This is a genomic window from Massilia horti (assembly GCF_004614195.1).
GTDB lineage: Bacteria > Pseudomonadota > Gammaproteobacteria > Burkholderiales > Burkholderiaceae_D > Telluria > Telluria horti.
The window spans coordinates 13,854-39,019 of the sequence record NZ_SPUM01000102.1 but is presented as its reverse complement, the minus strand read 5'-3'; the positions used below and the strand labels follow the sequence as shown (position 1 = coordinate 39,019).

Genomic DNA, 25,166 nt, shown 5'->3' with positions numbered 1-25,166 from the left:
TTGTGTTTTCCGGGGTGGGCAAACACCACACTGCCACTCACGCCCCCGGCCGCATGCGGCGAATTGTTGATATTCGCTCACTCTTTTCGGGTACAATCCTTGTGAACGGTCGTGCTTTTTTGCATGACCGGCGCGCCGGTTCGAGGGTCCTGCTCTTGAACCGAACGATTCCAAGGAGACAGAATGGACCTGTATTACAGCGAGGCCGAACTCGCGTTCCGTGACCAGGTGCGGGCCTTCCTCGACGCCAGCCTGCCCGCCGACCTGCGGCACAAGGTGCGCAGTCACCTGCGTTTGTCGAAAGAGGACTGGGTTCGCTGGCACAAGATCCTGGCCGCGCAAGGCTGGGTCGCGCCGGGCTGGCCGGTCGAATACGGCGGACCGGGCTGGACGCAGATACAGCGCCACATCTTCGAAGAGGAATGCGCGCTTGCCGGCGCGCCGCAGATCATGCCGTTCGGCGTGAACATGGTGGCCCCCGTCATCATGGCCTTTGGCACGCAGGCACAGAAAGACCACTACCTGCCGCGCATCCTGTCCAGCGAACACTGGTGGTGCCAGGGCTATTCCGAGCCCGGTTCCGGTTCCGACCTGGCCTCGCTCAAGACCAGCGCCGTGCGCGAGGGGGAGTACTACATCGTCAATGGCCAGAAGACCTGGACCACCCTGGCGCAGTACGCCGACATGATCTTCTGCCTGGTGCGCACCGATCCCACGGTGCGCAAGCAGGAGGGCATTTCGTTCCTGCTGATCGACATGCATGCGCCCGGCGTCACGGTGCGCCCGATCATCATGCTCGACGAAGAACACGAGGTGAACGAGGTCTTCTTCGACAACGTGCGGGTGCCGGTCGCCAACCTGGTCGGCCAGGAGAACAAGGGCTGGACCTATGCCAAGTACCTGCTCGGCCACGAACGCACCGGCATTGCCGCGGTGGGACGCTCCAAGCGCGAGCTGGCCTTCCTCAAGCGTCTGGCGGGCAGCGAGAAAAAGAACGGCAAGCCGCTACTGAAAGATCCGCTGTTCGCCGCCAAGGTCGCCGCGCTGGAGATCGAACTGATGGCGCTGGAGGTGACCGTGCTGCGCGCGCTCACCCGCGCCGACAAGGCTCCGGGGCCGGAAGCGTCGGTGCTCAAGGTGCGCGGCACCGAGATCCAGCAGATGCTGACCGAGCTGATGCTCGAGGCGGCGGGCCCGCTGGCGCTGCCGTTCGACCCGGCCTACCTGGAAGGCGAGATTGAACACAGCGTGTCCGGTATTGATGAGGCCACGCCGCTCGCGCCGTACTACTTCAACTTCCGCAAAACGTCGATCTACGGCGGCACGAACGAGATCCAACGCAACATCATCGCCCAGGCGATCCTGGGCCTGTAAGGGAAAGCACATGGACTTCAATTTCACGGAAGAGCAGGTCCAGTTCGCCGACGCGATCAAGCGCTGGATCGCGCGCGACTACAGTTTCGAGGCGCGCCGCGCCATCATCCAGTCGCCAGCCGGCGTGTCCGAGGCTGCATGGGCGACGCTGGCCGAGCTGGGCATGACCGCGCTGCCGATACCACAAGCGCAGGGCGGTTTTGACGGCAGCGCGCTCGACATGTTTGTGGTGATGCGCGAGCTCGGACGCGGCCTGGTGGTCGAACCGTACTTCGCGACCGTGCTGGGCGCCGAGTTCCTCAAGCTGGGCGGTGGCCATGGCCTACTACTCCAGCGCGTGGCCGCCGGCGAACTCAAGCTGGCCTGCGCCCTGGGCGAGCGGCAGTCGCGCCACGACATGACCAGCATCGAAACCCGCGCTGAACGGGTGGACGGCGGCTATCTTATCCGCGGCGAAAAAAAGGTCGTCCTGCACGGGGCCCAGGCCGGCGCGCTGATCGTCACGGCGCACGCGCCCGAAGGCATCACGGTGTTCGTGGTCGCGGCCGATGCGCCTGGCGTGCACATCGTTCAATACCGCACGCTGGATGGCCGGCGCGCGGCAAACATCCGCTTTGACGGCGTGCAGGTGGCGGCGAATGCCGTGGTCGGCGCGCCAGGCGCCGGCGGGGACGTGCTGGACGCCGCGCTCGACTACGGCGCCGGCCTCTTGTGCTTTGACGCGCTCGGCGCAATGGAGGCGCTGTTCGAGGACACCCTCGGGTACCTCAAGACGCGCCAGCAGTTCGGCGTGCCGATCGGGACCTTCCAGGCGCTGCAGCACCGCATGGCCGACATGTACATCCACCTTGAGCAGGCGCGCTCGATGGTGCTGCTGGCCGCGGCCAGGCTCGGTTCGCCCGACCCGCAGGAGCGCCGGCGCGCCATCTCGGCCGCCAAGTTCCGCATCGGCCAGGCGGCCCGGTTCGTCGGGCAGCAGGCGGTGCAGCTGTATGGCGGCATGGGCGTGACCGATGAATTGCCCGCGGCCCACTACTTCAAGCGGCTCACCTTCTTCGAGCTCACCCTGGGCGACTCCGACCACCACCTGGCGCGCTTCATCGCACAGCCCGGGTTTGCCCAAGCGGAGGTGGCATGAGCAGGCAATGGTACTTCGAAGACTTCTATCCAGGCCAGGAGATCGACCTGGGCAAGCGCACCGTGACCGAGGACGAGATCATCGCCTTCGCCAGACAGTTCGACCCGCAGCCGTTCCATGTCGACCCTGATGCGGCCCGGGATTCGATCTACGGCGGCGTGATCGCCAGCGGCTGGCACACCTGCAGCATGATGATGCGGATGGTGGTGGACGGCCTGATGTGCGCGGCCTCCAGCATGGGCTCGCCCGGCCTGGACGGCGTGCGCTGGCTGCAGCCGGTGCGCGCCGGCGACACCCTGCACGTGCGCTACTTGACCCGCGAGGTCAAGGCTTCAAACTCCAAGCCGGACCGCGGGGTCGTGTGGTCGCGCTGGACCGCCACCAACCAGCACGGCGAGCCGGTGTGTACCGTCGATGGAATGGGAATGTTCGGGCGCCGCCCGATGGGAGAAAACGATGCGTGAGATATTGAGTCTGGACGATTTGCGCGCCCTTGCCGGGCAGGAGCTTGGCGTCTCGCGCTTTTTCGCGATTACGCAAGAGCGCATTTCCACCTTTGCCGACGCCACCGACGACCATCAGTGGATCCACGTCGACCAGGAGCGCTGCCGCGACGCGCCGTTTGGCACCACGATCGCGCACGGCTTTTTGACGCTGTCGATGCTGCCGGCGATGTTGGCCGACGTGATCAACATGCCGAACGCGAAAATGGTCCTGAACTACGGCGTGAACAAGGTGCGCTTCCCGGCGCCGCTGCCGTCCGGCAGCAGGGTGTGCGGACGCATCGCGCTGCGCGAGGTATCCGAGCGCAAGGGTGGCGGCCTGATGCTGCTCGATGTCGATGTCGAGCGCGAGGACGACGGCAAGCCGGTCTGCGTGGCCGAATTCCTGCTGCTTTACTTGCCGTAAGCTGCGCTCACGAGGCGCTGCCGATGCGAAAGCAATTGCGCCCGGCGCGCTTGGCCAGGTACAGGCGGGCATCCGCCGCTTCGACCAGCGCCGCCGGTTCGGCCGCCCCGGCCGGCGCCATTTGCGCGATGCCCATGCTCACCGTGAGCCAGGGCGAAGTGGGGGAAGTGGCATGCTCGATCTCGAGCAGCGCCAGTTCCGCCTGCAGGCGCATGGCCAGCCCCTCGGCGCCCCCGGCATCGAGCTGGGGCAGCAGGATCGCGAATTCCTCGCCGCCGTAGCGCGCGACCAGGTCTTGCGGGCGTCCTGCCACCCGGCGCAGCGCCATGCCCACCCGCACCAGGCAGGCGTCCCCGGCCTGGTGGCCGTAATGGTCGTTGTAGGCCTTGAAGTGGTCGACGTCGACCAGGATCAGCGATATCGGCAGCGCGGCCCGTTCGCAGCGCCGCCATTCGGCTTCCAAACGCTGGTCGAACGCGCGCCGGTTGGCCACCTGGGTCAGGCCGTCGGTCAGGGTCAGCGCGCGCAGCGCGTCGCTCTGGCGCTTGATGGTCAGGTGGGTGCGCACGCGCGCCCGCACCACCGCCGCGTTCACCGGTTTGCTGATGAAGTCGGCGGCGCCGGCCGCCAGCGCCCGCGTTTCGTCTTCCGGGGTCTTGAGCGCGGTGACGAAGATGACCGGGATGTCGCGCGTGTCGGGGCCGGCGCGCAGGGCGTCGCACACCGCGTAGCCATCCATGCCGGGCATGATCGCATCGAGCAGGATCAGGTCCGGGCGCTGGCCGCGCGCGAGCTCGAGCGCCTTTTCGCCACTCATCGCGAACAGCACCTCATGCTCGCCTTCCAAAGCCCCGTTCAGGACCTGGATGTTTTCCATTGCGTCGTCGACGACAAGGATGCGGCCGTTGACGGCCAGGTCAGTCCAGCTCATGCGTCAGTCTTCCGGTCCAAAATCTGCTGCACCAGGCTGGCAGCCGTATCGAAACGCAGGGTCTCGACCGCTTCCGCCAGCGCCACGTTTTCCTGCGCTGCCAAGGATAGTTCAAGCGCCGGGCGCAGGGCGTCGAACTGCGCCATCGCCTTCAGGTTGTTAGTACGAAGCAATTCTAACAGCCGCACCAGATCGGTGTGCGGCGCAGGCGAAGCGGCGCCTGGCGCCACCGCCAGCGTCGCCGCGGGTGCATTCGCCTGCAATTCACGCGCCGCGTCCAGCACCACCTGCAGTGCGCTGTCCAGCCGCGCCAGGCGCACCGCGAGCGCTGCATCGTCGGCGCTGCGCAGTGCCTGCTCCAGTTCGAGCGCCAGCGCCGCCACGTCGGTCGCGCCGAGGTTGGCGGCGACGCCGCGCAGCCGGTGCACCAGCTGCGCGGCTCCCTGGCGATCGGAGCGGCGCAGCATGGCGCGCACTTCGTCCAGGGTGCCGCCCTGCGAGCTCTCCAGCCGCTTGAGCAGCGCCGCGAAGCTGGCAAAGCTGCCGCCAAAGCGCGGCAGGGTCGCCTTCAGGTCGATCCCCGGAATGCTGGCCGGCGCCGGATCGGCAAGCGCTGTCTGCGGCGCGCAAGCGGGCGAGGGCAGGGCGCACAGGCGCGCCAGCGTGTCCACCAGCTCGTCGACATCGAGCGGCTTGGCCAGGTGCGCGTTCATGCCGGCGGCCAGTGTGCGCTGCCGGTCCTCGTCGGACGCGTTGGCCGTCATCGCCACGATCGGCAGATCAAAGAGGCCCATCGCGCGGATCGCCGCCGCCGCGTCAAAGCCGCTCATGACCGGCATCTGCAGGTCCATCAGCACCGCGTCGTAGCGCTCGCCCTCGGCCAGCATCGACAGGGCGGCCTGGCCGTTGGCAGCGATGTCGACCGCCGCCCCGGCATGGATCAGGATGTAGTTGGCCACTTCCTGGTTGATCAGGTTGTCCTCCACCAGCAGCACGGAGATGCCGGCGAGCCTGCGTGCGAGCGGCTTCACCGCCGGCTGCGCCGCGCGCGGCTGCTCGCCGCGCAGATGAAAGATGGCCTGGAGCAGCGCGCCGGGCGTAACCGGCTTGCCGAGGATCGCATCAAGGTGCAGGTCCGGCGCCAGCGCCGTCAAGCGCTCGCGTTCCGGGTCCGCCGCCAGCAGCGCGCAGCGCGGCATGTCGATTGCCTGGTCGGCGCGCGCGTACGACAGCACGGTCACGCCGTCCAGGTCCGGCATGGCGCTGTCGATGAACGCCAGGTCGTAGCGGCGTTCGCCGCGCAGCAGCGCAAGCGCTTCGCTGCCGCTGCCGGCACGGTCCACCTGCCAGCCGAAGCCGGCGCAGGCCTCGGCCAGGGCGGCGCAGGCGCTGTCGTTGTCGTCCGCCACCAGCACGGTGAGACCGGACGCGGGCAGCGCCTGCTCCAATGGCACGCTGTCGAGCACGATCGAAAAGCTGAACTGAGAACCTCGCCCCGGCGCGCTGGACACTTCCAGGCTGCCGCCCATCATCTCCACCAGCCGGCGCGCAATCGCGAGCCCCAGGCCGGCGCCGCCATACTTGCGGCTGGTCGAGCTGTCGCCCTGGGTGAAGGCCTCGAACATGCGCTGCTGCTGGTCGCTGGGGATGCCCACGCCGGTATCGCGCACCGCGAACGCCAGCTCCACCTGTCCGTGCGCCAGCGGCTGGGCGCGCACCGAGAGCACCACCTCGCCCTGTTCGGTGAATTTGATCGCATTACCCACCAGGTTGAGCAGCACCTGCTCGAGCCGCGTGGGGTCGCCCACCAGTTGCGGCGGCACGCCGGGGGCAATCGCGAACACCGGTTCCACCCCCTTGTCCCAGGCATTGGACGCGGTCAGCACAGCGATATTGTGGAGCACGTCCTCAAGCCGGAAGCAGGTGTGTTCGAGCGTGAGCTGCCCCGCTTCGACGCGCGAAAAATCGAGCACGTCGTTGAGCATGGCAAGCAGCGAGCGCGCCGCGGTCTTCATGCGCGCCACGTAGCCGCTCTCGCGCCGCGGCAGCCCCGACTCTTCCAGCAGGCGCGCCAGGCCCAGGATCGCGTTCATCGGGGTGCGGATCTCGTGGCTCATATTGGCCAAAAATTCGCCCTTGACGCGGCTGGCCTGCGCCAGCCGTTCGCCGGCCGCGCGCAGCGCTGCCTCGGCCGCCACGCGCTCGCTGATGTCGCGTACCGTCACCTGCATCATGACCTTGCCGCCGATGTCCACGCTGGTCATCATCACGTCGGCGTGGAAGGTGCTGCCATCGCGCCGCTGGTGCACCCATTCGAAGTGCGCGCTGCCCGTGGCCAGGGCGCGGCGCATGTACTGCATGCACAGCTCGTCGGAGGGCACGCCGCCGCTCTGGAATTCGGGGGAGGTGGACAATGGCGTGAGCGTCAGGAACTCATCGATGCTGTCGTAGCCGAACAGGACCAGGGTGGCCGGGTTCGCGCTCACGTAACCGCCCCCGTAGGCCACCATCATGTGGGCGTCGCCGGAACGCTCGTACAGCGCGCGGAACATCTCTTCGTTGTCCCGGTTACGCTGCTCCTCCCGCTTGCGCTCGGTGATGTCGAGCACCACGGCGTTGATGCCGGCCAGTTCGCCGTTCTTGCTGTAGGCTGGATAGTAGCTGGCGATCCAGTGCCTGACCATGCCCGGTGCGCGCGGCACTTCTCCGGTGCTTTCGAAGTCCAGCAGCGGCCGTCCGGTTTCGAGGACGCGCCGGTAGGGCTCCTCGAACTGGATGCCGAGTTCGCCCAGCAGTTCGGGCAGGGTGTGGCCGATGTGTTCGCTCGTGGGCAGCGCGTTGAGCGTGGCCAGGTAGTCGTTGACCATCACGAAGCGCAGGTTGTGATCCATGAAGCACAGCCCGACCGGCGCCGATCCGTAGACGGTCTCCAGCAGCAGGTTCGAATGCGCCAGTTCGGCCGTGCGCGCGGCCACCAGCGACTCCAGCCTGGTCCGGTATCCGACCAGTTCGCCCTCGACCTTGCGCAGCGCGTTTGCGACCGCCGCCGCCTCGCGTATCGGCAGCGGCGGAATAACCAGCGGCTCGCCGCGCCCGAGCGCCGCCGCCGGGCTGGTCAGGGCGCGCACCGCGCGCGCGATCGACCCGCCGATCCGCCATGCGCCACCCAGCGTAATGAGCAAAAGCGCGCCCACCCACAACAGGATCGCGCCCGGCGAGCGCCCCAGCAGTTCGCTGGCGGCGCCGGGCGGAAAGTCGACCGTGACGGTCCAGCCGTCGGCTGTGTGCGCGAAAGCGGCAAAGTTGATGTCCTCGCCGCTGGCCGGTGGCGGCACGACCCCCGTTCGGTTGTGCTTGCCGAGCGCGGTCAGGTCACGCCGCATGCGTTCGCCGATATGCCGCGTCAGGTCGATGTTGCGAGCGACCATCAGCTGCCGGCTGTCGAACAGTTCGGCGTTCCAGTCCTCCGGCAGGTGCTGCGCGGCCAGCAGGTCGCCCAGTCGCTTGGGACGGAGCAGCACCGAGAGCGCATACTCGACCTTGCCGTCCTTCCAGACTGGCACCACGACCGAAAACACGAATGGCTGCGACGGGTCGGCGCGGTGCAGGCCGGAGGTCACCGTGTCGCCGCTGGCGAACACGCGCCGGATCTCGGCCTCGTTGCCGTCGGACGGCGTGCTCGGTCCGTAGGCGTAGCGGGTGTGCAGCAGCGTGCGTCCGTCGGCGCCGGAGAGCACGAACGCGTACACCGGAAACTCGGGCCGCAGCAGCATGCGCGCGTTGGCGTGGAATGCCGCCAGGTCGCCGTTGGCCAGCAGCGGCGAGTTGGCCATCACCTTGGCGGCGGTCTGGCCGTTCTCCAGCTCGCGGTCGACCGCCGCCGCCAGCGCCTCGGCCAAGGTCGCCGCGTCGCGCTCGATGTGCGCGTGCTCCTGGCGGGCGGCATCGCGGGCGAACACCAGGTAGCCGACCAGGATCGGCAGGGCGCAGGCCAGCACCAGGGTGACAAGCTTCGAACGGATCGAAGGAAGGGCGTGACGACGAAACAACTGCAAGACAAACTCCGGCTGGTGCGGGCACCGCGTGCCGCTGTTGCTCTATGTTAACCCAGCCTTGACGCGTGCGATAGCGCGGCCCGTTGCCCGCCCGGCGGGCGTCGGCGGCACGCAACGCGGCGAATCGGCCACAGAAAAGTACCACGCGCCGCGAAATATCCCATGTTTCTGGAATAAAATGTGCCGCAAATAACGATTCAAGGGATGTCATGGCAAGGCCAGAAAAAGTTCGCCTGGGCGAAATCTTGGTCCAGCAGAAGCTGCTGTCGGAGGACCAGCTCAATTCGGCGCTGGCGGAACAAAAGCGCAGCGGACGCAAGCTGGGACGGGTGTTCGTCGACAACGGCTTCGTGACCGAAGAACAGATTTCGGGCGCGCTGGCGCGCCAGCTCAACATCCCCTACATCAACCTCAAGTTCTACAACATCAACGCCGAGGTCGTGCGATTGCTGCCGGAGACGGCGGCGCGGCGCTTCCGCGCGCTGGTGCTGGAAGACCGTCGCGAGACCGTGCTGGTCGGCGTGTCCGACCCGACTGACCTGTTCGCCTACGACGAAATCGCGCGCTTGTTGAGAAAAGGCGTCGAGCTGGCGGTCGTCAACGAGACCGAGGTGCTGGCCGCGATCGACCGCATCTACCGCCGTACCGGCGAGATCACCGGCCTTGCGCGCGAGCTCGAGCAGGACATGGGCGACGCGTTTGTCGACTTTGGCGCGCTGGCCGCCAATCCGGGGCTGGAAGAAGCGCCGATCGTCAAGCTGCTGCAGTCGGTGTTCGACGATGCCACCCAGGTGCGCGCCTCGGACATCCACATCGAGCCGCAGGACAGCCGCCTGCAGATCCGCTTTCGCATCGACGGCGTGCTGCACCTGCAGACCGAGGCCGACGCCAAGATCGCCACCCCGCTGGCCCTGCGCTTGAAGCTCATGGCCGACCTGGACATCTCGGAAAAGCGCCTGCCGCAGGACGGCCGCTTTGCCGTCAAGGTGCGCAACCAGCGGGTCGACGTGCGTATCTCCACCATGCCCACCCAGTACGGCGAGTCGGTCGTGATGCGTCTCTTGAACCAGGCCGGCACCACGCTGCGGCTGGACGCGATCGGCATGCCGCCGTGGCTGGTCGAGCGCTTTCGCGCGATCGTCCAGCGGCCCAACGGCCTGGTGCTGGTGACCGGCCCCACCGGCAGCGGCAAGACCACCACCCTCTACAGCGCGCTGGCGGAGCTGAACTCCGTCGAGAAAAAGCTGATCACGGTCGAGGACCCGGTCGAGTACCGGCTCTCGGGCATCAACCAGGTGCAGGTCAACGACAAGATCGAGCTGTCGTTCGCGCGCGTGCTGCGTTCGGCGCTGCGCCAGGACCCGGACATCGTGCTGGTCGGCGAGATGCGTGACCAGGAGACCGCCCAGATCGGCCTGCGCGCGGCGATGACCGGCCACCTGGTGCTCTCGACCCTGCACACCAACGACGCCGCCAGCACCCCGCTGCGCCTGATGGACATGGGCGTGCCGCGCTACATGGTGGGCGGCTCGCTGCAGGCGGTGCTGGCGCAGCGCCTGGTGCGCGTGATCTGCGAGAGCTGCAGCACCGAATACCAGCCGGCGCCCCCCGAATACGGCTGGCTGCGCGCGGAGCTGGGCGAACACGCGCAAACCACCCGCTTCTTCCACGGGAAGGGCTGCTCGCACTGTAACGGCACCGGCTACCGCGGCCGGACCGGGGTATACGAACTGCTGGAGATGACGCGCAAGGTGCTCGACGCGGTCAACCATCCGGACCCGTCGCACTTCCTCGCGGCGGCCCAGGCCGAAATGGGGGGCAACACGCTGCGCCGCCATGCGGTTCAACTGGCGGTCCAGGGGCGCACCACCATCGCCGAGGCGATGCGGGTGTCGAACCAGTTAGAGGATTGACGTGCCGTTTTTTGCCTACAAGGGCCGCGACGGGCGCGGCGAACTGATGCAGGGGGTGCTGGAAGGGGCCGACAGCGGCGCGGTCGCGGACCAGCTGTTCGGCAGCGGCATCACGCCGATCGAGATCACGGCGACAACCAAATCGGCCGCCGGGCAGCGCGACTGGTGGCGCAAGCTCAGCGAACGAAAGGTCACGTCGATGGACGTGCAGCTGTTCTCGCGCCAGATCTATACCTTGCTCAAGTCCGGGGTGCCGATCATGCGTGGCCTGGCCGGACTGCAGGAGTCGGCGATCAACAAGTCGTTCGCGCGGGTGATCAAGGACCTGCGCGAGTCGCTCGATTCGGGCCGCGAACTATCGAGCGCCATGCGCCGCCATCCGGAGTGCTTCTCGAGCTTCTACCTGTCGATGGTGCGCGTGGGCGAGATGACAGGGCGCCTGGACGAAGTGTTCCTGCGCCTGTTCAATCATCTCGAATTCGACCGCGAGATGCGCGAGCGGGTCAAGACCGCGTTGCGCTACCCGTCATTCGTCGTGATCGCGATGATCATGGCGATGGCGGTGGTGAACATCTGGGTGATCCCGCAATTCGTGAAGGTGTTCGCGAGCTTCCATGCCGAGCTGCCTTTGATGACGCGCATGCTGATCGGTGCCTCGAACTTCTCGGTGTCGTACTGGCCGCTGTTCCTGGGCGGCGCGGTCGGCGCGGTGTTCGGCTTTCGCGCCTGGACCAGCTCCCCCGCGGGGCGCCTGACCTGGGACCGGATCAAGCTGCGCATTCCGATCGCCGGCAAGATCATCCACAAGGCGACGATGGCGCGCTTTGCGCGCAGCTTCGCGCTGTCGATGAAGAGCGGAGTGCCGATCGTGCAGGCACTGACCGTGGTCGGCCAGACCGTCGACAACGCCTGGCTGACCTCGCGCATCGAGCATATGCGTGACGGCGTCGAGCGCGGCGAAAGCATCCTGCGCACCTCGACCAATGCCGGCGTGTTCACGCCGATCGTGCTGCAGATGATCGCCGTGGGCGAGGAATCCGGCTCGCTGGACGACCTGATGGACGAGATCGCCCAGATGTACGAGCGCGAGGTCGATTACGAACTGAAGACGCTGTCGAGCCAGATCGAGCCGATCCTGATCGTCTTTTTGGGCGTGCTGGTGCTGGTGCTGGCGCTTGGCATCTTCGTTCCGATCTGGGACCTGGGCAGGGCGGCGCTGCACAACAAATGACCAATCGGCCAACGCGCAAGCCGGGCGGATTTTCGCGCTTCGAGTTCGCAGTCGCGGCGGCGCTGTTCGGCGTGCTGGTCGCGGTCTTTGCCGGCAGGGTTTGGTATTACCAGGCGGAGGCCGAACGTGTTGCGGTAAAACAACTGGTTGGCACCGTGCGCATCGCGCTGCAGGTGCGTGCGGCGCAGTTGCTGGCGGCCGGGGGCGAGCAGGCGCTGCGCCAGCTTGCGGATGAGAATCCGATCGCGTGGCTCAGTCATAAGCCCACGAATTATGCAGGCGAATATGACGGGCTGCCGCCCGCCGGCCTGCCTTCCGGCAGCTGGTTTTTCGACCGCGCTGATCGCAGTCTGGTGTATTTGCCCCACAGGGACGAAAGTTTTTCCGACGAGACATCAAGATTTCTTAAATTCAAGGTAAAATTCCTATCATCGCCTAGTGCGTCCCGGGGCAATGCCGCGCAAGGCGTTGTCTTTGATCAGGTCAGCGGTCAGGCGATCATGAATATCGATTAGGCGCGGGCCAGATCGCGCCCCACTTTAACGGAGAGTCTGATGATGAAGAAGAGCATGAATACCGCCCAGTCGGGCTTTACCCTGATCGAACTGATCGTGGTTATCGTTATCCTGGGCATCCTGGCCGCGACCGCGCTGCCCAAGTTTGCCAACCTGGGCGGCGACGCGCGCGTGTCCAGCCTGCAGGCAGCCAAGGGCGCATTGAGCGCGACGGCAGCCATGGCACACGGCAAATATCTGCTCAAGCCGGAGGAACTGAATCCTGTCTTCGAAGGCAAGACCATCAACCTGCGGTCCACCGGCTATCCGGCAGCCAACCAGGCTCTGGTTGATGCCGCAGGCCTGGAGGGCTTCACCGTTGCCACCGAGACGGGAACCAATACCCCGACCATCAACACCGGCGAGATCGCGATCATCCCGAAAGGTATTGCCAATACCGCTACCGGCAAGACCTGCTTCATCAAGTACACCGAGGCGGCAGCGGGCGGTGCCCCGACGATCTCCAACGCCCCTGACGCGTCGCAATGCGAATAACCCCTCTAGTCCTCGCCTAGCGTGGCCGGCCCCGACATTCGATTGGTGAACGTCGTGACCGGCCACAGTCACGTCTGGCGTCCGGGTCGCGGTTTCACGATGGTGGAACTGATTGTGGTGATGGTCCTGGCCGGCATCATCGGCGCCGTCGGCATTGCCCGCTTTTTCGACCGCGCCGGCTTTGATGCCGACGCCTTTGCCGACCAGACCCGTAGCATGCTGCGCTACGCACAAAAGCTGGCGATCGCCGGCAACCGGCCGGTTTACGTACGGCTGAACGCCAATGGCATTTCGCTCTGCTACGACCCGGCCAAGGACTGCCCGCCCGCCAAACAGGTGCTCGCGCCTTCTGGCACCAACAGCGGCGTGCGCGCCACCCGCGACTACTGCAATTCAAGCGCCTGGTACTGCGAGGGGCGGCCATCGACCGTCACCCTGAATGTGGGCGGCAATGGCCTGCTCGTTTTCGACGCGCTGGGCCGGCCGTCCGACGGCTCGCCGCAGTTTAGCGGCATACAGCTGGCCATCGGCGGCGATGGCAGCACGCGCACCGTGAGCGTGGCGCCCGAGACCGGCTATGTATTCTGAGCCGCTGCCACGCCGCCCGCGTGGCGTGACCCTGGTCGAGATGATCCTGTTCATCATCATCGTCGGCATTGCGCTGGCCGGCATCATTCAGGTGCTCGGATTCACGGGCAAGAACAGTGCCGACCCGGTGCGGCGCAAGCAGGCGTTGATGATCGCCGAAGGGCTGCTCGAGGAAGTCCAGCAGGCCAAGTTCACTTTCTGTGACGTCGACTCCGCCAATGCCGACAGTGCCACCAGCGCCGCCGAATGCGCGATTCCCGCGCACTTCGGCCATGCTGCAGGCGCCGCGCGGCCGTTTGAGAGCATCACCAGTTACGTGACCGCCGCCGGCACGTCAGCCGCCGCGTTCGACGTGAACGGCAGGCTGTCGGATGCCAACGGCAACCCGATTGACGTCAACGGCTACACCGCCAGCCTCACGATCACGGCAGTGGGGCTCGGGCCGGCGAACGCCGCGATCGGCGCCACTGGCACGTCGCCGGATGCCGACGTGCTGCGCATTCGCGTCGAAGTCAGCTACGACGGTCAGACGCTTGTCCTCGACGGCTACCGGGCGCGCTACGCGCCGACGATCCAATGAAGCCGCAGCCAAAGCGCCGCGCACTTGGCGGCTTTACCTTGGCCGAGATGATCATCGCGATCATCCTGCTCGGCGTGCTGGGCACCATCGTGGCGGTGTTCATCCGCGCACCGGTCAAGAATTATGCCGACGCCGTCGGCCGCGCGGAATTGACCGATCAGGCCGACCTTGCGCTGCGCCGCATGGCGCGCGAGCTGCGCCTGGCGCTCCCGAACAGCATCCGGGTCAACGCCGACGGATCCGCCGTCGAATTCCTGATCACGCGCTCCGGCGGCCGCTACCTGGCTGCGGAGGACGGCATACCGGACGCACCGGCTCTCGATTTCCTTGATCCCGGCAAGAGGGAGTTCACCGTGCTCGGCGCCCTGGGCAGCTTTTCAGGCACCTCGGTGGGCGATTACGTCGTCGTGTACAACCTTGGCTCCGGAATGGCGCCAGCCGATGCCTGGCAGGGCCTGCAGGGCGACACCAACATCGCGAAGATCAAGGCCATCAGCCAGCGTGCGGTGCCGGAGATCGATCCTGACACCAGCCATACCTTCCCGGTCCTGACGCTCGAGCGCAATCCGTTCGCCCAGCAGTCCACGCCGATGCCGTCGCCCACCCAGCGCTTCCAGGTCGTGACAGGCCCGGTCAGCTACTACTGCGCGCAGCAACCGGACGGCACCCTGACCCTGTGGCGCTCGTCAGGCTATGACATCTCGCCGACCCAGAACGTGCCACCCGCCGGTGCGGTGCCGGCGCCGCTGGCCACGCGCCTGGCCAGCTGCGGACATCTTTTCGACTACGGCAGTGCGGCGACGCAGCGCAGCAGCCTGGTCATCCTGTCGCTGGAGCTGAAGGCCCGTAACGAGCACGAACCGTCGATCCGGCTGGTACACCAGGTCCACGTGGATAACACGCCATGACACGAGCCATCTTTTCCGCTCCCAGATTGCGCAAGTGCGCCGGCGTCGGCCTGATCACCGCGATTTTCCTGCTCGTGGTGCTGGCGGGGCTCGGCGTGGCGATGGTCACGATTTTCAACGCCCAACAGCAAAGTTCCAGCCTGGACGTGCAGGGCGCACGCGCCTACCAAGCCGCACGCGCTGGCATCGAGTGGGGACTGTTCCAGCAGTTGCGCAACAACAGTTGTGCCGACAGCGTCACCTTCGCGTTTCCTGATTCCCCCAGCCTGTCCGGGTTTGTTGTGACCGTCACGTGCCGGGCCACGGGCGGCGCGCTCACTCGCTGGGTGATCGAGGCCACCGCCTGCAACCAGCCGGGCGCCGACGGAACCTGCCCGAACCCGGCCACCAACAGCCCTGACTACGTAGCGCGTAAGGTGGAGGTGGAAATCTGATGCGCAAATTCCTGCAATGGTGGGTCTTCGGACTTGGATTGGCGATCGCTGTTGTGACGGGCGCCGCGCGCGCCGACACGGCGGTGGCATTGACCAAGAGCTATGCAGGCAACCTGAACTTTACTGGTACCCAAGTAACGATCCGCACCGCGTCCAACGGAAACTGTAACTGCAACGGGAACTGTAACGGGAACGGCAATTGCAACGGGAACGGCAACTGTAACGGGAACGGCAACTGCAACGCCAATTGCGGGAACGGCAATTGCAATGGCAATTGCGGGAACGGCAACTGCAATGGCAATTGCGGGAACGGCAACTGCAACGGTAATTGCGGGAACGGCAACTGCAACGGCAATTGCAATGGGAACGGCAACTGCAACGGTAACTGCAATGGCAATGGAAACTGCAACCACGGAAATGCCTGTTCGGTCTACTCACCTGACACAGCGCGCCAGGCGGCTCTGACCGGTATTCCGGCCGGCGCGACTGTGGTCAGCGCACAGTTGTACTGGGCGGGTTCCGGCCATCAGGCCAATGCTGTCTATTCCATTACCTTTGACGGTAAAAAGCTGACCGCTCCCGCCGCACGCCAGTACTTTTCAACGACAGTGGGCGGCGGACTCGATTATTTCGCAGGCGCGGTCGACGTGACTGCCCAGGTTGCTGAAAAGGGGAACGGGACGTATTCGTTCTCCGGTCTCACCGTCAACACTGGCAATCCATACTGCAGCTCGCAGGGTATGGTTGGCGGTTTTTCGCTGCTCGTCATCTATTCGAGCAATACCGAACCATATCGTCTGCTGAACCTGTACGAGGGCTTTCAATATTTCCGCAACAATGGACTCACGCTCAACCTGAATAACTTCCAGGTACCCACGCCACTTCCGGAGACGAGCACCGCGCGCCTTGGTCACATTACCTGGGATGGTGACCCTATGATCCAGGGCGGCGAAGATTTGCTGTTTAACGGTACCGCTTTGACCGATTCCACGAACCCGTCCGGCAATCAGTTCAATTCAGCGAGCAGCGTCAATGGCGACCCGAATTCCTATGGCATCGATTTTGATGCCTACACGATCAAGCCATCCTCCGCGCTGTTCCAAGCGGGCCAGCGCACGGCAACGACCACCTACCGAACGGGGCAGGACGTGGTGTTGCTCAATGCCCAAGTCATCGCCATCCCCACCGACCCGATGGTGGACCTGGCGATCAGGATGGCCCGCTCCGGCGGACTGCAGGCTGGGGAGACTACCGATTACGTGATCACGGTCCAGAACAACGGTCCGAACAGCGAGTCGGGGCCGGTCACGGTGACCGATACCGTGCCGCCAGGGCTTGCCATCGTCCAAGTGAGCGGTAACGGCTGGAACTGCAGCACGGCGGGCCAGAACGTGACTTGCACTTCATCAACGCCATTGAATTTGGGCGCCACGTTGCCGGCCTTGATACTGACCGTGCGCCCGGCTGCCGCCGGCACCTATACCAACACAGCCGTGGTCGCCGGCAGGATGTTTGACAACCAATTGGCCAATAACACGGCCAGTAACACTGGCAATGCGGCGCCGGCGGGCGGCAATGCCTATGAACTCACCACCGTTGCATGCCCGGACGGGGCGCTGATCGGCAGCGCCCAGTGCCCACGGTTCCGCGGGCCGGTGGTTGCCGGCAAGCCGCAGCCATTCTACGTGACGGCGGTCGCGGCTTCGCCTGGCGGCAAGGCCGCAACACCGGTCAGTAGCAGTGCCGATACGTCACTCGCTTTCACCTTCTCGCTCAGTTGCGTCGACCCCATCAGGCATCAGGGTGTGCAGGCGGCCTTGCAGGGCAATTTGGCCTCGCTCACTTTGCCGCTATGCACCGAGAGCGGCACGGTCCCTGCGGTCGGCGGGGCGGGCTGGTCTGGCAGCGTGACCTTGCGATTTGTGCGCGGGAATCCCTCGGCGGTGGCACTTCCTTTCGTGTACGAAGACGTGGGCCGGGTCACCCTCAGCCTGGCCGATTCCGACAAACGGACCGGCTCGGCGACTTTCGTCGTCACCCCGGATCACCTTGAATTTTCTGCCATCAAACGCAGCGCGGATGGCGCCAGCAACCCGTCCAGTCCTTCCGGCATTCCGGCACCACCGGCTTTTGTCAGGGCGGGCGAGGACTTTACAATCAGCGTTGGCGCCAGGACCTTCAGCGGTAAATGGGCGCCGAATTTCGCCAACGAGCTGCGCGGGCAGGTAATCGACGCGTTGGGCCTGAAGCAGGTGCTGCCGGTACTGGCGCCGACCCAGGCGGTACCCGAGCCGCCGCCACTGCCAGGGCTGCAGGGCGGGTTCGAGGGCACAGGCCAAGGTGCCGTCACTGGCACGCACTTTTCGTGGGATGCGGCCGGCGTGCTGAAGCTGGCTCCGGACTTGAAAGATTATCTGGGCGAGCAGATCGGTACCACCGAAGTCGTCGCGGTCGGCCGCTTCTACCCCGACCATTTCGAAACCACGACGTCTGCCGTTTTTGCGTGCCTTAAGGGCATGGCCTGCCCTTATCCGGCCATTCTCGGCGCGGCGTACTCGAATCAGCCGTTCGACGTAACGGTCCGGGCGATCGGCGCAACCGGCAAACCGGTCGCCAACTACGGCGGGGTCAATCTCACGATCTCCGCGTTCGATAGCCCGGGCGGCAATGCCGTAAATCCCGGCGGCGGCGCCCTTGTGATCGATCCCGTGACCACCACCGGGCTTGACCCGCTTGTCACCTTTAGCGCGCACTACGATTTGCCAATCCGCTTCTCAAACAGTCAGCCGCGTGCGCTCAACTGGACTGCACCCGTTGCGGTTTGGGTGCGGGCCCAGACAACGGAGTCCGTGATCGATGCGAGCGGCACAACGAAGGCGACGGTGATCACGTCCAACCACGGCCCCAACCCGATTGAAGGCGGCATCATGATCGTCAACGGTCGGTTGCAGTTGGCCAACGCGTTTGGATCGGAGCTGCTCAAGTTGCCAGTGCAGATGAACGCACAGTACTGGACCGGCAGCACCTGGGAGAACAACATCAACGACAGCGTCAGCGCAGTGCAATACGCGGCCAAGCTCCTGTTTTCCGATTGCACGGGCAGGCTGGCCAGCGGCACGGGCGGCAGCAACTGCAATGCCACGCTGCTCAAGGTGCCGCCCGGCGGGGTGTTGCGGCTGCAGTCCGGAGGCGGGAAATTCTGGCTCACCCCGCCTGGGGCCGGCAACACGGGCAGCGCCTACCTGCGGATCAACGACGATCCAGTGTGGCTGCCGAGCACTCGCGCCCGCGTCGTATTCGGCCTCTACAAGAGTCCGCTGATCTACATCCGCGAAGTCCACTGAACCCGACGGGCTGCGCCGATTTCATGCGGTTTGCCGGGTATTGACAACAGAATGGCGTGCCAGTGGCCGTGAAAACGGAAATTTTTGTTTTCACGGCGCAAATGTAGTGTAGGCTATGGCGCTAAATTGAATATAATCAAGCATCTACCGCCTAAACTTCACGAACTCGCCTAACTGTATCGTCGCTTGCATGCGTTTTTTTACAAAGAACCGGAAAACCGATGGCTGGCTGGCGATCGCGTTCGAGCGCGAGGGCATTGCTGCTGTCGCCGTCGGTGGCAAGCGGGACGGTAAGTTTGCTGTGGGGCAGGCGGCCTTCTTTGCCGGTGCACCCGGCGCCGAAGAACTTGAAAAGGCGGGCAAGGAACTGCGCGCGGGCAGCCATCGCTGCACCACGCTCTTGGGCGGAGGCGACTACCAGATGCTGGCGGTCGACGCGCCCAATGTTCCGGCGAACGAGCTCAAGACGGCCGTGCGCTGGCGCCTGAAGGACATGCTCGACTTTCCCCTGGACGACGCGGCGGTCGACGTGGCCGAGATCCCGGTTGACCCGAATGCTTCGGTGCGCCCGCAGCACACGCTGTTTGCGGTCGCCGCGAGCAATAGCGTGATCAAGGCGCGCCAGCAACTGTTTTGCAAGGCCAAGGTCGGCTTGTCGGTGATCGACATTCCCGAGATGGCGCAGCGCAACGTATCGGCCTTGTTGGAGCCGGAGGGCCGCGGCGTGGCGATGCTCTCGTTCGGCCCCGACGGCGGCTTGCTGACGGTTTCCTACAAGGCAGAGCTGTACCTGAGCCGGCGCATCGACGTCACGCTCGAACAACTGCTCGAGCCGGATCACGAGCGCAAGCACGCCAGCTTCGAGAAAATCACGCTCGAGCTGCAGCGTTCGCTCGATCACTTCGAGCGACAGTTCTCGTTCATCAGCGTATCGAAGCTGGTACTGGGCCCGTCGCTTGTCGAAGACCTCGAGGAATACCTGTCCAGCAACCTGTACATGCCGGTCGAAACCCTGGACTTGGCCGCGCTGTTTGACATCTCGCGCACCCCCGAACTGGCGGACAAGGCCGTGCAGCGGCGCTTCTTTCTTCCGCTGGGCGCCGCCCTGCGCAGCGACGAGGGGCAGGCATGAGCCAGCAGATCAACCTGTTCAACCCGGAGTTCCAGCAAAAGCGCCGCATGTTCTCGACGGCGATGATGGCACAGGGCGTGGGCGCGCTGGTGGTGCTCATGGCGGCGCTGGCCTGGATGGCCAACGCGCAGCTCAAGGGACTGCAGCAGCAGGCCAACACGCTGGCCCGCCAATTGACGCAAAAGCAGGAGCGCCTGGCCCGCGTCAGCGCGGAGTTCGCGCCGCACAAGAAGAGCTCCGAGCTCGAGGCCGAACTGCAAGAGGCCGAGGCGCAACTGGCTTCGCTGCACCAGGTCTTTGCGCTGATCGAGCGCGGCGACTTGGGGAACACCCAGGGGTATGCCGAATACTTCCGGGCGCTCGCGCGCCAGAACGTGGATGGCCTGTGGCTGACCGGCGTGTCGATTGGCGCCGCTGGCGCGGAGATCGGCGTGCGCGGACGCGCCCTTGACCCGGCGCTGCTGCCGGATTACCTCGGCCGGCTCACGCGTGAAAAGACAATGCAGGGCAAGGCCTTCGGCAGCCTGCAGATCAGCCAGGCCGCGCCAGCAAAGGTGGCTGGCAAGGACGAGGCGCAGCCGCCATACGTGGAATTCAGCCTGCAGGCACGTCCTGAAGGAGGCCAGCCATGAGAGCGCGCTTGCTGCAGCTGGCGGCCCGGATCGACGCGCTGACCCAGCGCGAACGCATCCTTTTGTTCGCGACGGTCGTCGCGGTGCTGTACATGGCATTCAAGGGCGCCGTGCTCGGGCCCATCGAGCGCAAGCAGGCTGCGCTGCGTACGCAGATCAGCCAGCAGCACGACGCCATCGTCGGCATCGATGCCGAGATCACGCAAAAGATACAGGCTTACCAGCTCGATCCGAACGCCCCGGCACGCGAACGCCTGTCCGCTGTTAAGGAAGAATCGAACCGGCTCGACGAAAACCTGCGTGCGATGCAAAAGGGCCTGGTGGCGCCGGAGCGCATGGGTACGCTGGTGGGCACGATCTTGCGCGCCAACGGTAAACTGCGGCTGGTCTCGATGAAGACCCTGCCGACCGGATCGCTGGCCGATCTTGCGGCCGACAAGACCGCCGCACCATCCGTGGAGGACCGCAATGCCGCGCGCAAGGGCGCGGACCTGCTGTACCGCCATGGGGTCGAGGTGGCCGTGCGCGGCAACTACCTCGATATGGTCGACTACATGAATGCGCTGGAGTCGATGCCGACCCAGCTTTTTTGGGGCAAGGCGCAACTGGATGTCGAGGAGTACCCGACGTCGCGCCTGACCCTGACGCTTTACACCCTCAGCCTTGACCCGAAATGGATGAAGCTGTGAACATCGCGCGCCATGTGCTGGCGGGCGTCGCCCTGCTGGCAGTCCAGCTTGCGGCGCAGGCCCAGGCCCTGCAGGATCCGACGCGTCCGCCGGCGAACCTGGCGGCATACGCCGGCGCGCAAGCCGTGTCCAGCGGCCCGCAGCTGCAGTCGGTGCTGATTTCGCGCGAGCCGGGCGGACGCCATATCGCCGTGATCGATGGCGAGACGGTGCGCCTGGGCGAACAGTTCCAGGGCGCGCGCCTGGTGCGCGTTACGCAGACCGAAGTCGAGCTGCTGCGCGGCCGCCAGCGCCAGGTGCTCAAGCTGAATTCATCGGTCGCCGGCAATGGTCGACGCTCTGGCTTGGAGGAGGAACAAAAATAGTATGCGAAACCACTTTCTGAAAGCAGGCATCATCGGCTGTGTGCTGCTGCTGGCCGGTTGCCAGAGCGCTCCTCCGCGCGACACCTACGACACCATCAAACAGGAGATGGCCGGCGCCGCAACGCGCCCGGCATCGAACCAGCCGCCGCTCGACGACGCGGTGACCAACGCGCTGCTGCCGCCTGCCGCCACGCTCGCCAAGGAGCTGCCGAAGGCGCGCCCGGCGCTGGACGAGCGTTTCAACGTCGCCTTCAACAACGTGCCCGCGCAGCAGTTCTTCCGCTCGATCGTGGCCGGCACCCGCTATAACATTCTGGTGCACCCGGAAGTGACGGGCACGATCAGCGCCAACCTCAAGGACGTGACCCTGCCCGAAACGCTCGACGCAATTCGCGAGATGTACGGTTACGACTACAAGATCGATGGCACCCGCATTACGATCAAGCCGCTGACGATGCAGACCAAGATGTTCCAGGTGAACTACCTGGTCGGCAGCCGGCGCGGCGCCTCCAACCTGCGCGTGAGCTCGACCTCGGTATCGAACGCTGGGAACAACCAGAACAATCCGAACAATTCGAACTACGGCAACGGGCAGGGCATGATGCCGAACCAGCCGCCCAATCCGAATAATCCGAACAACCCGAACAACCCCGCGCAGAACCAGTACGGCCAACTGACCAGCGCCGACGTCAACACGACGTCGGAAAGCGATTTTTGGCGCGAGCTGAAAAGCGCGATCGAAGCGATCGTCGGCTCCAAGGAGGGCGGACGCAGCGTGGTCGTGAGCCCGCAGTCGGGCGTGGTCGTCGTGCGCGCGATGCCCGAAGAGCTGCGCAATGTCGACACCTACCTGAAAGCGACCCAGTTGTCGGTCGACCGCCAGGTGATTTTGGAAGCGAAGATCCTCGAGGTGGAGCTGAACGACAGCTTCCAGAGCGGGATCAACTGGGCCTCGTTTGCTTCGTTCCGCGGCCCGCACGATAACCGCGCGTCGGGCGGTTTCCTGTCGCCGGGGACCAAGCTCACGCCGCTGCCATTCTCCGGTGGCCAGCCGCCCGAAATGGCCAACGGGGCGGGTCTGTCGGCCAGCACGGGCTTTTCGCTGTCGAACGCGGCATCGACTGCCGGATCGATGTTTGGCCTGGCCTTCCAGACCAATAACTTCGCGGCGCTGATTTCGTTCCTCGAGTCGCAGGGCACAGTCCATGTTCTCTCCAGCCCGCGCGTGGCGACCCTGAACAACCAGAAGGCCGTGCTCAAGATCGGCACCGACGAATTTTTCGTGACCGGCGTGACCACCACCACCAATTCGACCACGGCCGGTAACACGACCAGCCCGAGCGTGACGCTGCAGCCGTTCTTCTCCGGCGTGGTGCTGGACGTGACGCCGCAGATCGACGACAAGGGCAACATCCTGTTGCACGTGCACCCGTCGGTGAGCCAGGTCTCGACCGTGAACAAGAAGGTCGATCTGGGCGCGGCGGGTAGCTTGAGCCTGCCGCTGGCGACGTCCTCGACTTCCGAGATCGACAGCATGGTGCGCGGCCAGGACGGACGCGTCGTCGCGATCGGCGGCCTGATGCGCCAGGCCTCCACCGGCGACACATCCCAAGTGCCGGGCGCGGGCCGCCTGCCGCTGGTCGGCGCGCTGTTCCGTAACAAGTCGAACGTGAACCAGAAACGCGAGCTGGTCGTGCTGATCAAGCCGACCATCGTCGAAGGCGAGAACAACTGGAACCAGGACCTGCTGGACTCGAGCCGCCGCATCGAGCAACTTGATCCGCGCAGGACGGGGCGCAACTGATGTACGCTGACCACTTCGGCCTGCGCGAGCTGCCATTCGGGATCACCCCGGACACCAGTTTTTTCTTCAGCAGCCCGCGCGCCCAGGAGGCGCTCAACACGCTGCTGGTCGCGGCACGCAACGGCGAAGGCTTCATCAAGATCACCGGCGAAGTCGGCACCGGCAAGACCCTGTTGTGCCGCAAGTTCATGGCCACCCTCGGCGACGAATTCGTCACCGCGTACATTCCGAATCCCTACCTCGAACCGCGCACGCTGATGCTCGCGCTGGCCGACGAGCTTGAGATCACGCTGGAAAAGGACGCCGACCAGCACCAGGTGCTCAAGTCGATCACGCACCAGCTGCTGGAACTGGCCGGGCAGGGCAAGCGCGTGCTGCTGTGCCTGGACGAAGCGCAGGCTATACCCGTGGAGACCCTGGAAGCGCTGCGCCTGCTCACCAACCTCGAAACCGAAAAGCGCAAGCTGCTGCAGATTGTCCTCTTCGGTCAACCGGAGCTGGACCGCAAGCTGGAGCTCGACTCGATCCGCCAGCTCGCGCAGCGCATCACTTTTCATTACCACCTCGGCCCGCTGAGCCGCGATGACCTCGACTACTACATCGCGCACCGCCTGCGGGTGGCAGGCTTTGACGGCGCACGCCTGTTCACGAATGGCGCGATTACGAAGCTGTACGCGGCGAGCGGAGGCGTGCCGCGACTGGTCAACATCCTGGCGCACAAGGCGCTGATGCTCAGTTTCGGACAAGGCAAGCAGCAGGTCGGACCAGGCCACGTAAAAGCGGCGGCGCGCGACACGATCGCGACCACCAGCAGCCGGCGCTGGCTGTGGCTGGCCGGGGTTGCCGGATTTGCAGTAGCTGCCGTCGCCGGTGGATTGGCCGTGGCCACCGCGGCCGGCTTTACCTGGACGTTTGTAAGATGAGCCTGATTAACCAGATGCTGCAGGACCTGGACGCGCGCGGGACCCCCGTCGGCGAGTCGGTCCAGGGGCATGTCAAACCCGTTGCGCCCGAAGAGCGGGGCCTGTCCAAATGGGGCATCAAGGCCGCCGCAGTCGTTGGCGTTGCCGCTATCGCCGCAGGAGGATGGGTGGCTTGGCGCTACATGCACAAGCCTGCGCCATTGCCGCCTCCGGTCATGGTGGTGGCGCCAAAGCCCGCCCCTGCGCCCGTGGTGGAGTTGCCAGTGCCCGCGCCCGCGCCCCAAGTGCAGCAGGCCGCACCAAGTGACGAGCCGGCACCGGACGCCGCCAAGGACGAAAGCGCGGCCGAGGTCCGCACGTCCGCACGCGAAGAAGAGGGCGAGGTTGCGCCAAAACGCAAGGCGAAGGTGGCTGAACGGAAGGGCAAGCATGCCGCTGCTTCCGACGCCAAGGCCGTGGCCAAAAAGGGCAAGCATGCGGCAGCTAGCGACGCCAAGCCGGAGCCGTCATCGAAAAAGACGAAGCATGAAGCTGTCGCCCAGGCCGCACCCAGGAAGGACATGCGGACCGCCGCCGTGCAGGGGCGCCACGAAACCACGACGCAGCGGGCCGAAAACGCCTACCGCCGTGCGCTGGCCGACCTGCAGGAAGGCCGCCTGACGGACGCCATCGCCGGGCTCCAGCGTGCGTTGCAGGCCGAGCCCAGGCACGAGGCGGCGCGCCAGACCCTGGTTGGCCTGCTGGTCGAGAACAAGCGTAATGACGAGGCGATTCGCCAGCTGCAGCAGGCGCTCGCGCTCGATGCGCGCCAGCCCTCGCTTGCGATGCTGCTCGCCCGCCTGCAGATCGAAGGCGGCGGGACCGGCATCGAAACCTTGACGAAGACCTTGCCGTACGCGGCGGGGAACGGCGAATACTACGCGCTCCTGGCAGGTGCGCTGCAACGTCAGCAGCGCCACCACGAGGCAGTGGAGCAGTACCAGACGGCGCTGCGCACGCAACCGAAGAACGGCGTGTGGTGGATGGGCCTTGGCATCGCGCTGCAGGCCGACAAGCGCAACCCTGATGCGGTCAACGCGTTCCAGAAGGCGAAGGAGTCCGGCACGTTATCAAGCGAACTGCAGGCGTTCGTGGAGCGGCGGTTGACCCAGTTGAGCCGCTAAAGCC

22 protein-coding genes are annotated in these 25,166 nt (G+C 65.4%); 20 read left to right on the top strand and 2 right to left on the bottom strand.

Features of this window, described 5'->3' with window-relative positions; all coding sequences use genetic code 11:
• The first annotated feature begins 183 nt into the window (after positions 1-183).
• Genes E4O92_RS14905 through E4O92_RS14890 form a run of 4 tightly spaced genes read left to right on the top strand, consistent with a single transcriptional unit; the run spans position 184 to position 3,421 of the window.
• Positions 184-1,374: an acyl-CoA dehydrogenase family protein gene (locus E4O92_RS14905; RefSeq protein ID WP_135190525.1), complete on the top strand. Its 1,191-nt coding sequence runs from the start codon at positions 184-186 to the stop codon at positions 1,372-1,374.
• A gap of 10 nt (positions 1,375-1,384) precedes the next feature.
• Positions 1,385-2,512 carry an acyl-CoA dehydrogenase family protein gene (locus E4O92_RS14900; protein ID WP_135190524.1) on the top strand — a complete coding sequence of 376 codons (1,128 nt, stop codon included), beginning with the start codon at positions 1,385-1,387 and terminating at the stop codon, positions 2,510-2,512.
• Entirely contained in the window at positions 2,509-2,976 is a 468-nt protein-coding gene (locus E4O92_RS14895) for a MaoC family dehydratase (RefSeq protein ID WP_135190523.1), read from the top strand. Before E4O92_RS14900 ends, E4O92_RS14895 begins: the two co-directional genes overlap by 4 nt.
• Positions 2,969-3,421: a MaoC family dehydratase gene (locus E4O92_RS14890; protein ID WP_135190522.1), complete on the top strand. Its 453-nt coding sequence runs from the start codon at positions 2,969-2,971 to the stop codon at positions 3,419-3,421. Before E4O92_RS14895 ends, E4O92_RS14890 begins: the two co-directional genes overlap by 8 nt.
• 7 nt (positions 3,422-3,428) lie before the next feature.
• Here the strand turns inward: E4O92_RS14890 and E4O92_RS14885 are convergent, their stop codons facing one another.
• Positions 3,429-4,352: a diguanylate cyclase domain-containing protein gene (locus E4O92_RS14885; RefSeq protein ID WP_135190521.1), complete on the bottom strand. Its 924-nt coding sequence runs from the start codon at positions 4,350-4,352 to the stop codon at positions 3,429-3,431.
• Positions 4,349-8,407, bottom strand: a complete 4,059-nt coding sequence (locus E4O92_RS14880; RefSeq protein WP_229483381.1) for a response regulator — start codon at positions 8,405-8,407, stop codon at positions 4,349-4,351. The genes E4O92_RS14885 and E4O92_RS14880 overlap by 4 nt, the downstream gene beginning before the upstream one ends.
• Positions 8,408-8,616: 209 nt before the next feature.
• Here E4O92_RS14880 and E4O92_RS14875 point away from each other — a divergent pair, with 209 nt between their 5' ends.
• From E4O92_RS14875 to E4O92_RS14800, 16 genes are all read left to right on the top strand, one after another.
• A complete protein-coding gene (locus E4O92_RS14875; protein ID WP_135190520.1) occupies positions 8,617-10,320 on the top strand; it encodes a GspE/PulE family protein in 1,704 nt (567 codons plus the stop codon).
• 1 nt (position 10,321) lies between these two features.
• Complete coding sequence (locus tag E4O92_RS14870; RefSeq protein ID WP_135190519.1) at positions 10,322-11,551, top strand: type II secretion system F family protein; 1,230 nt, start codon at positions 10,322-10,324, stop codon at positions 11,549-11,551.
• Positions 11,548-12,066, top strand: a complete 519-nt coding sequence (locus E4O92_RS14865; RefSeq protein WP_135190518.1) for a hypothetical protein — start codon at positions 11,548-11,550, stop codon at positions 12,064-12,066. The genes E4O92_RS14870 and E4O92_RS14865 overlap by 4 nt, the downstream gene beginning before the upstream one ends.
• Before the next feature lie 39 nt (positions 12,067-12,105).
• On the top strand, positions 12,106-12,600 hold the full coding sequence (locus E4O92_RS25380) for a type II secretion system protein (RefSeq protein ID WP_135190517.1): 495 nt from the start codon (positions 12,106-12,108) through the stop codon (positions 12,598-12,600).
• Between the two features lie 21 nt (positions 12,601-12,621).
• Positions 12,622-13,188: a pilus assembly FimT family protein gene (locus E4O92_RS14855; protein ID WP_307721750.1), complete on the top strand. Its 567-nt coding sequence runs from the start codon at positions 12,622-12,624 to the stop codon at positions 13,186-13,188.
• Positions 13,178-13,768, top strand: a complete 591-nt coding sequence (locus tag E4O92_RS14850) for a type IV pilus modification PilV family protein (RefSeq protein WP_135190516.1) — start codon at positions 13,178-13,180, stop codon at positions 13,766-13,768. Before E4O92_RS14855 ends, E4O92_RS14850 begins: the two co-directional genes overlap by 11 nt.
• Positions 13,765-14,676 (top strand): PulJ/GspJ family protein, encoded by a 912-nt coding sequence (locus E4O92_RS14845; RefSeq protein WP_135190515.1) that lies wholly within the window; start codon positions 13,765-13,767, stop codon positions 14,674-14,676. The genes E4O92_RS14850 and E4O92_RS14845 overlap by 4 nt, the downstream gene beginning before the upstream one ends.
• On the top strand, positions 14,673-15,110 hold the full coding sequence (locus E4O92_RS14840; protein ID WP_135190514.1) for an agglutinin biogenesis protein MshP: 438 nt from the start codon (positions 14,673-14,675) through the stop codon (positions 15,108-15,110). Before E4O92_RS14845 ends, E4O92_RS14840 begins: the two co-directional genes overlap by 4 nt.
• Positions 15,110-18,454 carry a DUF6701 domain-containing protein gene (locus E4O92_RS14835; RefSeq protein ID WP_135190513.1) on the top strand — a complete coding sequence of 1,115 codons (3,345 nt, stop codon included), beginning with the start codon at positions 15,110-15,112 and terminating at the stop codon, positions 18,452-18,454. The genes E4O92_RS14840 and E4O92_RS14835 overlap by 1 nt, the downstream gene beginning before the upstream one ends.
• Before the next feature lie 190 nt (positions 18,455-18,644).
• Entirely contained in the window at positions 18,645-19,586 is a 942-nt protein-coding gene (gene pilM, locus E4O92_RS14830) for a type IV pilus biogenesis protein PilM (RefSeq protein WP_135190512.1), read from the top strand.
• Positions 19,583-20,218 (top strand): PilN family protein, encoded by a 636-nt coding sequence (locus tag E4O92_RS14825; RefSeq protein WP_135190511.1) that lies wholly within the window; start codon positions 19,583-19,585, stop codon positions 20,216-20,218. Before pilM ends, E4O92_RS14825 begins: the two co-directional genes overlap by 4 nt.
• Positions 20,215-20,907 carry a hypothetical protein gene (locus tag E4O92_RS14820; RefSeq protein ID WP_135190510.1) on the top strand — a complete coding sequence of 231 codons (693 nt, stop codon included), beginning with the start codon at positions 20,215-20,217 and terminating at the stop codon, positions 20,905-20,907. The genes E4O92_RS14825 and E4O92_RS14820 overlap by 4 nt, the downstream gene beginning before the upstream one ends.
• Positions 20,892-21,272 carry a hypothetical protein gene (locus E4O92_RS14815; protein ID WP_135190509.1) on the top strand — a complete coding sequence of 127 codons (381 nt, stop codon included), beginning with the start codon at positions 20,892-20,894 and terminating at the stop codon, positions 21,270-21,272. Before E4O92_RS14820 ends, E4O92_RS14815 begins: the two co-directional genes overlap by 16 nt.
• 1 nt (position 21,273) lies before the next feature.
• Positions 21,274-23,076 (top strand): secretin GspD/PilQ domain-containing protein, encoded by a 1,803-nt coding sequence (locus E4O92_RS14810; protein WP_135190508.1) that lies wholly within the window; start codon positions 21,274-21,276, stop codon positions 23,074-23,076.
• The gene (locus tag E4O92_RS14805) at positions 23,076-23,999 is read left to right on the top strand and encodes an ExeA family protein (protein WP_135190507.1); all 924 of its coding nucleotides are present in this window, start codon (positions 23,076-23,078) and stop codon (positions 23,997-23,999) included. The genes E4O92_RS14810 and E4O92_RS14805 overlap by 1 nt, the downstream gene beginning before the upstream one ends.
• On the top strand, positions 23,996-25,162 hold the full coding sequence (locus tag E4O92_RS14800) for a tetratricopeptide repeat protein (RefSeq protein ID WP_135190506.1): 1,167 nt from the start codon (positions 23,996-23,998) through the stop codon (positions 25,160-25,162). Before E4O92_RS14805 ends, E4O92_RS14800 begins: the two co-directional genes overlap by 4 nt.
• The last annotated feature ends 4 nt before the right edge of the window (positions 25,163-25,166 follow it).

Coding starts and splice junctions, on each gene's coding strand:
- E4O92_RS14905 (WP_135190525.1), top strand. CDS start 184: ATGGACCTGTATTACAGCGAGGCCGAACTCGCGTTCCGTGACCAGGTG.
- E4O92_RS14885 (WP_135190521.1), bottom strand. CDS start 4,352: ATGAGCTGGACTGACCTGGCCGTCAACGGCCGCATCCTTGTCGTCGAC.
- E4O92_RS14875 (WP_135190520.1), top strand. CDS start 8,617: ATGGCAAGGCCAGAAAAAGTTCGCCTGGGCGAAATCTTGGTCCAGCAG.
- pilM (WP_135190512.1), top strand. CDS start 18,645: ATGCGTTTTTTTACAAAGAACCGGAAAACCGATGGCTGGCTGGCGATC.
- E4O92_RS14845 (WP_135190515.1), top strand. CDS start 13,765: ATGAAGCCGCAGCCAAAGCGCCGCGCACTTGGCGGCTTTACCTTGGCC.
- E4O92_RS14900 (WP_135190524.1), top strand. CDS start 1,385: ATGGACTTCAATTTCACGGAAGAGCAGGTCCAGTTCGCCGACGCGATC.
- E4O92_RS14850 (WP_135190516.1), top strand. CDS start 13,178: ATGTATTCTGAGCCGCTGCCACGCCGCCCGCGTGGCGTGACCCTGGTC.
- E4O92_RS14800 (WP_135190506.1), top strand. CDS start 23,996: ATGAGCCTGATTAACCAGATGCTGCAGGACCTGGACGCGCGCGGGACC.
- E4O92_RS14810 (WP_135190508.1), top strand. CDS start 21,274: ATGCGAAACCACTTTCTGAAAGCAGGCATCATCGGCTGTGTGCTGCTG.
- E4O92_RS25380 (WP_135190517.1), top strand. CDS start 12,106: ATGATGAAGAAGAGCATGAATACCGCCCAGTCGGGCTTTACCCTGATC.
- E4O92_RS14895 (WP_135190523.1), top strand. CDS start 2,509: ATGAGCAGGCAATGGTACTTCGAAGACTTCTATCCAGGCCAGGAGATC.
- E4O92_RS14865 (WP_135190518.1), top strand. CDS start 11,548: ATGACCAATCGGCCAACGCGCAAGCCGGGCGGATTTTCGCGCTTCGAG.
- E4O92_RS14825 (WP_135190511.1), top strand. CDS start 19,583: ATGAGCCAGCAGATCAACCTGTTCAACCCGGAGTTCCAGCAAAAGCGC.
- E4O92_RS14815 (WP_135190509.1), top strand. CDS start 20,892: ATGGATGAAGCTGTGAACATCGCGCGCCATGTGCTGGCGGGCGTCGCC.
- E4O92_RS14820 (WP_135190510.1), top strand. CDS start 20,215: ATGAGAGCGCGCTTGCTGCAGCTGGCGGCCCGGATCGACGCGCTGACC.
- E4O92_RS14890 (WP_135190522.1), top strand. CDS start 2,969: ATGCGTGAGATATTGAGTCTGGACGATTTGCGCGCCCTTGCCGGGCAG.
- E4O92_RS14840 (WP_135190514.1), top strand. CDS start 14,673: ATGACACGAGCCATCTTTTCCGCTCCCAGATTGCGCAAGTGCGCCGGC.
- E4O92_RS14805 (WP_135190507.1), top strand. CDS start 23,076: ATGTACGCTGACCACTTCGGCCTGCGCGAGCTGCCATTCGGGATCACC.
- E4O92_RS14835 (WP_135190513.1), top strand. CDS start 15,110: ATGCGCAAATTCCTGCAATGGTGGGTCTTCGGACTTGGATTGGCGATC.